Origin of the sequence: Klebsiella sp. K4 (genome assembly GCF_014596785.2) — a bacterium.
GTDB lineage: Bacteria > Pseudomonadota > Gammaproteobacteria > Enterobacterales > Enterobacteriaceae > Klebsiella > Klebsiella pneumoniae.
Window position 1 is genome coordinate 3,439,019 of record NZ_CP115021.1, and the last position, 11,699, is coordinate 3,450,717.

An 11,699-nucleotide genomic window follows, 5' to 3' on the forward strand; every position below is an offset into this window, starting at 1 on the left:
TCAGCTTACACGTGTTAGCTATCCTGCGTCCCGAACTTAAAATAAGGCTTACTGAAAACATGGTAGATAAACGCGAATCCTATACAAAAGAAGATCTTCTTGCCTCTGGTCGTGGTGAACTGTTCGGCGCGAAAGGCCCGCAGTTACCGGCACCAAACATGCTGATGATGGACCGCGTCATCAAAATGACCGAAACCGGTGGTAACTACGATAAAGGTTATGTTGAGGCAGAACTCGACATCAATCCTGACCTGTGGTTCTTCGGTTGCCACTTTATCGGCGATCCGGTGATGCCGGGCTGCCTGGGCCTGGATGCTATGTGGCAGCTGGTCGGGTTCTATCTTGGCTGGCTGGGCGGCGAAGGCAAAGGCCGCGCGCTGGGCGTTGGCGAAGTGAAATTCACCGGTCAGGTTCTGCCGACCGCGAAAAAAGTCACCTACCGCATCCACTTCAAGCGCATTGTTAACCGTCGTCTGATTATGGGACTTGCGGATGGTGAAGTGCTGGTTGACGATCGTCTGATCTACACCGCGAACGATCTGAAAGTGGGTCTGTTCCAGGATACTTCCGCTTTCTGATAACATTCAGTAGCGATTAAAAGGCGAAGCCCCCGCTATGCGGAGGCTTCTTTTTTAAAGAGACAGTGTCAGGCCGTTAGTACCCTGTCCTCCATGGCTTCTCGCCAGCCTCCCAGCCACCATGAGCGTTGATTCAGGCTCTGGTATGGACACATTTCTTTCGATCTTCCCGCGATACCCGCCTGATATCCGCGTTGGTGTGCCCGTTCCAGGCGATCTCGTTTTTGTCTCTTCATGCCTCGTTTCCCTCATTCTTTGATCTGGTGGAAAAGAAAACAGTGGTCGCAAATTGTGCAGCCACGGGTTACGAATACCGCGAAAAGAAGGCAACGTCAATGCGCAAAATTCACGCCAGTGTCATATTTGTGACCTATATAAGAGTTCATTTTTTGTTCGCTCGGCGCAGCCGCCGGTAACAAACTGACCTGGCAAAAAAAATGCCGCGCGGCCCAGGTGAACCGCGCGGCAGATCATTATGATGAATTTTACTTATGGCAGACGATTAAGCTCGCTGGCAATGGCAGCCGCCTCCTGGCTCCACGCCTGCGCCAGGGTCTTGACCATCGCGTCATAACCATCCTGTTCCTGCCTGAGGACGATGTTAAACGGGCGTTTAATCAGCTGTCCCTGATGCTTCAGCAGCCACTCGCCGCTAACGATAACCCGCCCGTCATAGCGACCATGAAAGCCATTGACCGCAACGTTGAGGGTATCCTGCTCGCTCCCCAGCGGCTGGGACGACACTACCCAGCCCGGCAACTGCTGGCTGAGATTCGCCACCAGCGTAGTGCGCAGCTGCTGATCCAGCGGACTGGCCCACAGATTATTATTGGCGATCACATACTGCACGTCGGTGGTCTGATAGACCACCCCGTTACCCGCCAGATAATCCGGGATGCTGACCTGCTCTACCCACAGCAGACGTGCCCCCTGACTGGCGGCGCTCTGCGCGCCGCCCTGCACAACCGGTAGCTGATAGTATGTCTTGCTTTCCCCGCCGCTACTGCACGCCGTCAGTACGCATACGGCTGCCGCCAGTAACCATTTTTTCATTATTTCGCTCCCTTCGGCTGTGGATCTTTTTTATCCTTCGCCTCAAATACCAGCGCATTGCTCTTATCATTTAGCGTTTTCAGAACCGGCTGCAGCTCACGCAGCACCTGATCCAGACGCTGCATATCGGCCACCATCTTATTGTAGGCCGCAGAGCCCGGCTGGAAGCCCTGCATGCTACGGTTCAGTTCACGCAGCGTCGTCTGCATATCGGCGGGCAGCTGCTGCATTGACTGGCTGGAGGTGATCTTATTCAGATTATCCAGCGTGGTCTGCACGTGCTGCATCGTCTTCTCGCTCTGCGCCAGGGTGCTGGTCGCCTGCTCCAGCAGCGGATTAATCGGCAGGTTATTAATCTTATCCAGCGCATCCATCAGACGCTGCTGGATCTGTGCCAGTCCACCGCTGATGGTCGGGATAATCGGATAGCCGTTAAACTCCTGTATTTTCCCGCGCGGGGGCGCCTTCGGATAGAAGTCGAGATCGATATACAGCGCGCCGGTCACCAGGTTACCGGTTTTCAGCGAGCCGCGCAGTCCGCGGTTAATCAGATCGTCAATGTGGGCGCGGATATTCGGATCGCCGCCAAGCTGATTAATCAGCCGTTGCGGTTCAACCCGCACTTCCACTGGAATACGATAGTCATCGTTCAAACGCTGCTTCAGCCCCGGAATAAAGAACGGCACTTTGCCGACGGTGCCCAGACGGATACCGCGGAACTCCACCGGCGCGCCCGGCTGCAGGCCGCGAACCGAGTCTTTGAAGAACATGACGTAATCGATATGCTCGGTAAAGACTGAATCCTGGATGCTCTTCTGATCGTCAAACAGATGGTATTCCGTTTTATTCGCCACCGGCTCGCCGAGGTCCAGTCCTTCAGGAATATCGAAGCTCACCCCGCCGCCAAACAGCGTCGACAGCGAGCCCATCTCGACGCGCATCCCCGCCGAGGTCAAATCTACAGCGATCCCGCTGTCCTTCCAGAAACGAACGTTGGTGGTCACCAGGCGATCGTTCGGCGCATTGATGAACAGCTGGTAAGTAATACGACGTTTCTGCGTGTCGAAGGTGCTGGTTTCCACTGACCCCACGCGATAGCCGCGGAACAACACCGGATCGCCCGGCGACAGCTGGCCCGCCTTGCTGCTTTCCAGCAGAATACGGATCCCCTTGGCATCCGGCGAGGCCAGCGGCGGAGAATCCAGTAGCGGATACTGCGCTGGCACCGAACCTTTCGTTCCCGGCTGCAGTTCAATATAGGCCCCGGACAACAACGTCCCAAGACCGCTGATCCCCTCGCGCCCAACCTGCGGTTTTACCACCCAGAAGACGGAATCGTTGTGCAGCAGCTTCTGCATCCCGGAATTGAGGCGGGCTTTGATTTCCACGTGGGTGAGATCGTCGGTCAGCGTCGCGCTCTCCACCACCCCAACGTCTACGCTGCGGCTCTTGATCCGGGTTTTTCCCCCTTCAATCCCTTCCGCATTGGTGGTGATCAGCGTGACCTCAGGCCCCTGATGGCTGTAATGATAAAACAGGATCCATGCCCCGATTAGCGCAGTGACGATAGGGAAGATCCACACCGGTGACCAGTTCTTCACCTTCTGCACTTTCGCTTCTCCGCTCTTATTTTCCATGTTGTTGTATTTCCTCATGGCTTGAATCTGGCTCACGATCCCACAGTAAACGGGGATCAAATGTCATGGCTGAAAACATGGTCATCACCACCACCAGCGCAAACATGACCGCGCCGATGGCTGGATAGATATTCATTAATCCTCCCATGCGGACCAGCGCAGAGAGCACGGCGATGACAAAAACGTCAATCATTGACCAGCGGCCAACAAATTCCACCACCTCATAGATCAGATGCATGCGCTCCGAATCTCGCGCGCCGTTGCCGTTGGCGTTCCAGCATAACCAGGCGATAGCGATCATCTTCAGCGTCGGCACCATAATACTGGCGATAAAGATCACCAGCGCCACCGGATAAGAACCTTCGCTCCACAGTAAAATCACCCCGGCCATAATGGTCGATGGCATTTTATCGCCCAGCAGATCGGTGATCATGATCGGCATAATGTTGGCAGGGAGATAAAGGATAAATGACGTCACCAGCAGCGCCAGCGTCCACTGCAGGCTATTTTTGCGCCGCGCCGTTCCTTTACTGTTACAGCGCGGGCAGACGGTCTGATCGACCGGCAACACCGCCGTACAGCAGGCACAGGAGCGCAGCCCCTGACGGATACCGGTCACCCCGACCTTCAGCGGCTGGGTAATGGCCGGCATGGGGGCAATATCATCCCATAGCCAGCGGCGGTCGACGCACTGAAAAGTACGTAACTGCAGCAGGCAAAACATACACCAGGGAACAAAGCTCAGACCGATGCCGATATCACCGTAGGCCATCAGCTTGACGAAGCTCACCAGCACGCCGGCAAGAAAGATCTCCGCCATCCCCCAGGTTTTCAGTTGAAAGAGAATTCGCGCAAGGAACGTCTTCAGGCCGGCAGGCATTCTGACCCGATTAACCAGCAGCAAAATGGTGACCAGGCAAAACGCCGGCACTAATTGAACAAAGAGTAAAAAGAAAGTCCCGAGACTGGCGTAATCCTCGGTAAACAGTACGTTGGGAATTTCCAGCAGCTCTATTTCGCTACTGATGCCGCCCACTTTCATATAGATAAAAGGGAACAGGTTGGCCAGCAGCAGCATAAACAGCGCGACCAGCGCATACGCCGTGGGACGCTGGCGAGGCGCGTCCCACGTGGTGGTTAACGTTGTACCGCAGCGCGGGCAGGCGGCTTTCTGGCGATGCTCAAGCTGCGGCAAAGCCACCAGCAAATCACATTGGGGACATAGAATATGTCGCGCAGCATGATGATGATCGCACATGACAACTCCTCGGCTCAGGCGCCGTTCTTTAATCCTTCGAGATATTCCCAGCGTTCAAAGGCCGCTTCCAGCGCCTGCTCCGCTTCGGCCAGCTGCGCCAGCACCTGCTGCGTGCGATCGTGCGGTTGACCGAAGAAATCGGGATCGGCAACCTGATCCTGCAGCGTCTGCAGTTCGGCCTCGAGAGCCTCCAGCTTCTGCGGCAGTTGTTCCAGCTCGCGCTGCAGGTTATAGCTTAGTTTGTTCCCGCCGCGTTTGACAGTTTCTGCTTTTGGCTGAGCGACTTCCGTCGTTTTTTTAACGACCGTCTGCTTTTGCGCCAAAGACTGGGCCTGCTGACCGCGGGCGTCGTGATAGCCGCCGACGTACTGGCCAATACGACCGCCGCCTTCGAAGATCCAGCACTCGGTCACGGTATTGTCGACAAACTGACGATCGTGGCTCACCAGCATCACGGTCCCCTGATAGCCATCGATCAGCTCTTCCAGCAGCTCCAGCGTTTCAACATCGAGGTCGTTAGTCGGTTCATCAAGGATCAGCAGATTGCTGGGTTTCAGGAACAGCCGGGCCAGCAGCAGGCGGTTACGTTCCCCTCCGGAAAGCGCACGTACCGGGGTCATCGCTCGTTTCGGATGGAACAGGAAGTCCTGTAGATAACCCAGCACATGGCGTGGCTTACCGTTAACCATTACCTCCTGTTTGCCTTCCGCCAGGTTGTCCATCACCGTTTTATCCGGATCCAACTCCGCGCGGTGCTGGTCGAAGTAGGCGACCTCCAGCTTGGTGCCAACATGGATCCGCCCGCTGTCGGCCTGCAGCTGGCCGAGCATCAGCTTCAGCAACGTGGTTTTCCCGCAGCCGTTGGGGCCGATCAGGGCGATCTTGTCGCCGCGCTGGATCTGTGCGGAGAAATCCTTCACCAGCACTTTGCCGTCAACCTGATAGTTGACGTTTTCCATCTCAAAGACGATTTTGCCGGAACGGGAAGCCTCCTCAACCTGCATCTTCGCGCTGCCCATCACTTCCCGACGCTCACCGCGCTCGCGGCGCATCGCCTTCAGCGCGCGGACTCGGCCTTCGTTACGGGTCCGGCGCGCTTTGATTCCCTGACGGATCCACACCTCTTCCTGGGCCAGCTTGCGGTCAAATTCTGCATTCTGCAGTTCTTCGACCCGCAGGGCTTCTTCTTTATCGAGGAGATACTGATCGTAATTTCCCGGATAGGTCACCAGCTTGCCACGATCGAGGTCGACAATGCGCGTCGCCATATTGCGGATAAAGGAACGGTCATGCGAAATAAAGATAATCGTGCCTTTAAAGGTTTTCAGGAAACCTTCCAGCCAGTCGATGGTTTCGATATCGAGGTGGTTAGTGGGCTCATCCAGCAGCAGCACGCGCGGCCCACTGACCAGGGCGCGGCCCAGCGCCGCTTTACGTAGCCAGCCGCCGGACAGCGACGCCAGCTGCGCATTGGCGTCAAGGCCCAGCTGCTCAATCACTTCGTTAATGCGGCTGTCCAGCTGCCATAGTCCCAGGTTATCGAGCTGCTCCTGCAGGCGCGCCAGTTCATTTAAATTTTTGTCGCTCGGATCGGTCATCACCTGATGCGACACGTCATGGTAGGCTTTCAGATAAGCCGCCTGCTCGGCGATCCCTTCGGCGACAAAATCGTATACCGTACCAGCAACGTTACGCGGCGGATCCTGCTGCAGACGCGCCACGATCAGGTCCTGTTCATAAATGATGCGTCCGTCATCCAGCCCCTGTTCGCGGTTGAGGATCTTCATCAGGGTAGATTTACCGGCGCCGTTGCGTCCGACGAGGCAGACGCGTTCGTTATCTTCAATATGCAGCTCGGCATTATCCAGCAGCGGCGCATCGCTGAAGGAAAGCCAGGCGCCGTGCATACTAATCAGTGACATTATTTATTCCTTTCAGGCTGCGGTAATCAGCCAGCAGTTGTGGATCTGACGGTTGCGGGCAAAATCCTGCGACAGCGTTTTTTGCGAAATCTCTTGCGCCTTCAGGCCAAGCGCCGCCAGCCCGTCATGATCCATACGGAAACCGCGTTTGTTATTCGAGAACATAATGGTGCCGCCTTTACGCAGCAGACGTTTTAGATCGGTCATCAGGCGAATGTGATCGCGCTGGACGTCAAACGCATCTTCCATTCGTTTGGAGTTGGAAAAGGTCGGCGGATCGATAAAGATCAGATCGAACTGCTCGGTGCTCTCCCGCAGCCAACCCAGCACGTCCGCCTGCATCAGGCGATGCGCGCGGCCGGTCAGGCCATTGAGACGCAGGTTGCGTTCCGCCCACTCCAGGTAGGTGCGTGACATATCCACCGTGGTGGTGGATCGTGCACCGCCGAGGCCTGCGTGGACGCTGGCGCTGCCGGTATAGGAAAACAGGTTCAGGAAGTCCTTACCTTTACTCATCTGGCCGAGCATGCGACGGGCGATACGGTGGTCGAGGAACAGACCGGTATCCAGGTAGTCGGTGAGGTTGACCCACAGGCGCGCGTTATACTCCTGTACCTCAATAAAGTCGCCCTTCTCCGCCATCTTCTGATACTGGTTTTTCCCCTTCTGCCGTTCACGGGTTTTCAGCACCAGCTTGTTAGGCGCCATGTCCAGTACGGCGATAGTCGCAGCGATGATGTCGAACAGACGCTGGCGCGCCTTATGCGCGTCGACGGTTTTCGGCGGGGCATACTCCTGGACCACCACCCAGTCGGCATAGCGGTCAATGGCCACGTTGTATTCCGGTAGATCAGCATCGTACAGGCGATAGCATTCAATTCCTTCCTGGCGGGCCCATTTTTCAAACTTCTTCAGGTTCTTACGCAGACGGTTAGCAAAATCCTCCGCCAACATCGCCGGCTTGCCGCCTTCGCTCTCCGCCAGGTGATAATTCTTCTGCACGCAGTCCAGCGGGCCGTTCTTGGCTTTAAACTGCTTGTCGGCACGCAGCTGCAGGCAACTCAGCAGCTCCGGCGAAGCGCTGAATACCGACAGGTTCCAGCCGCCGAACTGACTTTTCATTATCCGGCCAAGCAGGCTGTGCAGAGCGATCAGCGCTGGCTCGCTTTCCAGACGTTCGCCGTACGGCGGGTTACTGATCACCGTCCCGTACGGGCCTTTCGGCAGCGGGTTGTTCAGTTGGGCGACGTCTTTCACGTCAAAATCGATCAGCTCGCCAATGCCGGCGCGGCGGGCGTTGCGGCGCGCGCGCTCGATTACGCGCGCGTCGACGTCTGAGCCGTAGAAGCGTGACTCATACGCTGCCAATCCCTGACGAGCGCGGGTTTGCGCTTCCGCCTTCACCTCTTTCCAGATGGCGTCATCGTGCTGCGCCCAGCCGCCAAAGCCCCAGTGGCCACGGTGCAGGCCCGGCGCGCGGTCGGTCGCCAGCATCGCCGCTTCAATCAGCAGGGTACCGGAGCCGCACATCGGATCGAGCAGCGGCGTACCCGGTACCCAGCCAGAGCGCATGACGATCGCCGCCGCGAGATTTTCTTTGATCGGCGCCATTCCGGTACCATCGCGATAGCCGCGCAGGTGCAGGCCTTCGCCGCTCAGATCCAGCGAGATGTGCGCCGTCTCTTTGTTCAGCCAGACGTTGATCCGCAGATCGGGCGACTCACGATCGACGTTCGGGCGCGGCAGATTCTTACGGGTGAAGCTGTCGACAATGGCGTCTTTAACCTTCAGCGCGCCGTACTGGCTGTTACGGATCTCGTCATTGAGGCCGCTAAAATGCACCGCGAAGGTGGCGCCAGGGTTGAACATCTCCGTCCACGGAATGGCCTGTACGCCGAGGTACAGATCCAGATCGCTGTATACGCGACATTCGCCCAGCGGCAGCATGATGCGCGAAGCCAGCCGGCTCCACATCAGGCTTTGATACAGCAGGCGCGTATCCCCCTGAAAATGGACCCCGCCCTGGACTACCTGGCAGTCCGTCGCGCCAAGCCCTTCCAGTTCAGTTTTTAACAGCTCTTCCAGCCCACGAGCCGTACTGGCAAACAGAGAATTCATATCGTCACTTTTACTTAAAGAAAATTGGTGCGCATTATAGCCAATATGTGCCCTATGTCATAAAGTTATAGGCTTATTTTTGGAACCCGGAGGCAGCGTATGGTAACGCTATCGCGACTTTTTATTCATCCTGTTAAATCCATGCGCGGCATGGGCCTGACCCACGCCTTTGCTGATATCAGCGGCCTGGCCTTCGATCGCCTGTTTATGGTCACCGAAACCGACGGGACCTTTATTACCGCTCGCCAGTTTCCGCAAATGGTGAAATTTATTCCGGCGCCGCTGCATGATGGCCTTCACCTGACCGCACCGGACGGCAGCAGCGCCGTGGTGCGTTTTAGCGATTTCGCCACGCAGGCCGAGCCGACCGAAGTCTGGGGCAACCATTTTACCGCCCTCATCGCGCCCGCCGCCGTTAACCAGTGGCTCAGCGGCTTTTTCAAGCGCGATGTCCAGCTGCGCTGGCTGGGGCCGCAGCTAACCCGCCGGGTAAAGCGCCATGATGCGGTGCCGCTCTCCTTCGCCGACGGCTACCCTTACCTGCTGGCTAACGAGGCCTCCCTGCGCGATCTGCAACAGCGCTGCCCGGCCAGCGTAAGCATAGAACAGTTTCGCCCTAACCTTGTGGTCACCGGCGCGGCGGCCTGGGATGAAGATAGCTGGAAAGTGATCCGCATCGGCGAGGTGGTGTTTGACGTCGCTAAGCCGTGCAGCCGCTGCATTTTTACCACCGTCAGCCCGGAGCGCGGTCAGAAGCATCCCGCCGGGGAGCCGCTGGAAACCTTAAAGCGTTTTCGTACCGCGCTGGACAATGGCGATGTCGATTTTGGCCAGAACCTGATTGCCCGCAACAGCGGGGTGATCCGGGTGGGAGATGAAGTGGAAATCCTTACCCGCGGCCCGGCGAAAGCCTACGGGGCAGGTGAAAGCGACGATACCCCGGCTCCCGAGGCGCAGCAGCAGGCTACGGTTGCCATCGAATGGCAGGGTCAACAGTTTACCGGCAATAACCAGCAGGTGCTGCTGGAGCAACTGGAACAACAGGGCATTCGCGTACCCTATTCGTGTCGGGCGGGGATCTGCGGCAGCTGCCGCATCCGGCTGGAAGAGGGAGAAGTGAGTCCGTTAAAGAAAAACGCGGTTGCCGGGGATGGCACTATTCTCGCCTGCAGCTGTGTACCGAAAACAGCGCTACGCCTGGCGCCTTAAACCGCCTGCCCCAGACTGTAGCTGACCGCGCTCTGCGCCGGCTGCAGTCTGTCATTCATGATTTTAATGACATCGCCCAGCTGCATGACGCGGCCGGCAAGGGTGAGACCCGGCTGAGCCAACAGACAGAGCGCGGCGTTATCGCCCGGCTCCACCACCAGTAAATTCACCTGCTCGCCGGTATCGCTCAGCCAAACGCAGGCGGCGTCGCCGCCGCTCGGCTGCCAGTGATGGGTATGGGCGATAAAGTGCCAGCTTTTCGGCATCTGCGGTTTGAGAAAACGGATGGCGGTGAGCGCGTTAAGGACTAATTCCGCCCGCTGCTCTTTCGATAGCTCGAGATCGCGACATTTTTCTTCAAAAGAGAAATAGAGCGCGGCGTCATCAACGCAAAATCCCGAAGGGGCAAAGGCATCCGGAGTCAGCATGCGCCGGGCGAAGCGCGAGCGAAATAACATGCCATTGGCCAGATCGAGCATCATGCGGTCGTGCTCTTCATCGTAATACCAACGCCAGTTATCGTCAGGTTTAATCCGCATTTTTCCCCCTGTCCCCTTTCATACGCCTCTGCAAAGTTGTTGCGACTTACCGCAGAATATTTTCTAAAATTAAGAAAAGTCTAAAATGTTTAAATAAGCAACAGTGAGGGAATATAAAACAACCAGGGCCGGAAATAAAGCCCTGGGTGGGATTCAGAGGAGGAAAAGATTAGATGTGGGTAACAATTTCTTTAATCAGCGGCGGACCTTTAAAAATAAATCCAGAATAGATCTGCACCAGCGATGCCCCGGCGGCAATCTTTTCCCGCGCGGCAATCACCGAATCAATGCCGCCCACGCCGATGATAGGCAAACGGCCATTCAGCTCAGCGGAGAGCATACGGATAATTTCAGTGCTTTTTAATTGTAATGGACGACCGCTAAGCCCGCCGGTCTCATCGCAATGTTTCATTCCCTGAACCAGGGAACGATCGAGGGTGGTATTGGTTGCAATCACGCCATCAATATTATGACGCACGAGGCTATCGGCAACCTGGATCAATTCCTCAGGCAAAAGATCCGGCGCGATCTTTACGGCGACCGGGACATATTTTTGATGCTTCTGCTGCAGCTCGAGCTGCTTATTTTTAATACCGGAGAGTAAATCATCCAGCGCTTCGCCGTATTGCAGCGTGCGCAGCCCTGGGGTATTCGGCGAGGAGATATTAATGGCGATATACCCGGCGTACGGATAGACTTTTTCCATACAAATCAGGTAATCATCTTTCCCGTGCTCAACCGGCGTATCTTTATTTTTGCCGATATTGATACCCAGCACGCCGTCAAAATGCGCCTTTTTCACATTCTCAACCAGGTTATCGACGCCATGGTTATTAAAGCCCATGCGGTTGATCAATCCCTCGGCATCAACCAGACGGAAGATCCTTGGCTTATCGTTGCCCGGCTGCGGACGCGGCGTCACGGTGCCGATCTCAATCGAACCAAACCCCATCGCGCCCAGCGCGTCAATGCATTCCCCATTTTTATCCAGCCCGGCCGCCAGACCCAGCGGGTTTTTAAAGGTTAGCCCCATGCAGGTGACAGGCCTGGCCGGTACCTTCTGGCGAACCAGCATTTCCAGCGGCGTCCCGGTGACACGGCGTAATTGTTGAAAGGTAACTTCATGAGCGCGCTCAGGATCGAGCTGAAAAAGGGCTTTACGAACGAAGGGGTAGTACATGAACTCTCCTGGATTCCCGGTGTGCAAACCGGGGGCGTATTATGTGCGATCTGTTGCGGAAAGGGAATTGACCTGCGACAAAAAATCCCCCATCAGCGCAAACGATTACCTACCCCGCGCGCCATTATGCGCTTTTCGGCTATCTAACCGCGGATAAATCATTTAGGGAAATAATGGCCCTCTGTCACACTCACTATAAATGTTA

Annotated in this window: 10 protein-coding genes; 2 read left to right on the forward strand and 8 right to left on the reverse strand. The window is 56.3% G+C overall.

Features of this window, described 5'->3' with window-relative positions:
- The first annotated feature begins 59 nt into the window (after positions 1 to 59).
- The gene (fabA, locus tag IB144_RS17280) at positions 60 to 578 is read left to right on the forward strand and encodes a bifunctional 3-hydroxydecanoyl-ACP dehydratase/trans-2-decenoyl-ACP isomerase (protein ID WP_002898398.1); all 519 of its coding nucleotides are present in this window, start codon (positions 60 to 62) and stop codon (positions 576 to 578) included.
- Positions 579 to 646: 68 nt separating this feature from the next.
- On the opposite strand, the gene rmf is transcribed toward fabA, so the two are convergent.
- From rmf to rlmKL, 6 genes are all read right to left on the reverse strand, one after another.
- A complete protein-coding gene (gene rmf / locus IB144_RS17285) occupies positions 647 to 814 on the reverse strand; it encodes a ribosome modulation factor (RefSeq protein WP_002898396.1) in 168 nt (55 codons plus the stop codon).
- A 253-nt stretch (positions 815 to 1,067) separates the two neighbouring features.
- Positions 1,068 to 1,631 (reverse strand): membrane integrity-associated transporter subunit PqiC, encoded by a 564-nt coding sequence (gene pqiC / locus IB144_RS17290; RefSeq protein WP_002898392.1) that lies wholly within the window; start codon positions 1,629 to 1,631, stop codon positions 1,068 to 1,070.
- Positions 1,631 to 3,268, reverse strand: coding sequence for an intermembrane transport protein PqiB (pqiB, locus tag IB144_RS17295; protein WP_002898390.1), 1,638 nt, complete (start codon positions 3,266 to 3,268; stop codon positions 1,631 to 1,633). The genes pqiC and pqiB overlap by 1 nt, the downstream gene beginning before the upstream one ends.
- On the reverse strand, positions 3,258 to 4,526 hold the full coding sequence (pqiA, locus tag IB144_RS17300; protein WP_004147849.1) for a membrane integrity-associated transporter subunit PqiA: 1,269 nt from the start codon (positions 4,524 to 4,526) through the stop codon (positions 3,258 to 3,260). The genes pqiB and pqiA overlap by 11 nt, the downstream gene beginning before the upstream one ends.
- Positions 4,527 to 4,540: 14 nt before the next feature.
- Positions 4,541 to 6,448, reverse strand: coding sequence for an ABC transporter ATP-binding protein (locus IB144_RS17305; RefSeq protein WP_004147848.1), 1,908 nt, complete (start codon positions 6,446 to 6,448; stop codon positions 4,541 to 4,543).
- Between the two features lie 12 nt (positions 6,449 to 6,460).
- Positions 6,461 to 8,566: a bifunctional 23S rRNA (guanine(2069)-N(7))-methyltransferase RlmK/23S rRNA (guanine(2445)-N(2))-methyltransferase RlmL gene (gene rlmKL, locus IB144_RS17310; protein WP_004147847.1), complete on the reverse strand. Its 2,106-nt coding sequence runs from the start codon at positions 8,564 to 8,566 to the stop codon at positions 6,461 to 6,463.
- A gap of 99 nt (positions 8,567 to 8,665) precedes the next feature.
- On the opposite strand from rlmKL, the gene IB144_RS17315 reads away from it, so the two are divergent.
- Complete coding sequence (locus IB144_RS17315; protein WP_004179196.1) at positions 8,666 to 9,775, forward strand: YcbX family protein; 1,110 nt, start codon at positions 8,666 to 8,668, stop codon at positions 9,773 to 9,775.
- Here the strand turns inward: IB144_RS17315 and zapC are convergent.
- Together zapC and pyrD are read right to left on the reverse strand one after the other, a co-directional pair.
- A complete protein-coding gene (gene zapC, locus IB144_RS17320; RefSeq protein ID WP_002898308.1) occupies positions 9,772 to 10,314 on the reverse strand; it encodes a cell division protein ZapC in 543 nt (180 codons plus the stop codon). The two genes, IB144_RS17315 and zapC, sit on opposite strands and share 4 nt — an antisense overlap.
- A 169-nt stretch (positions 10,315 to 10,483) precedes the next feature.
- Positions 10,484 to 11,494 carry a quinone-dependent dihydroorotate dehydrogenase gene (pyrD, locus tag IB144_RS17325; protein ID WP_002898303.1) on the reverse strand — a complete coding sequence of 337 codons (1,011 nt, stop codon included), beginning with the start codon at positions 11,492 to 11,494 and terminating at the stop codon, positions 10,484 to 10,486.
- Positions 11,495 to 11,699 lie beyond the last annotated feature (205 nt).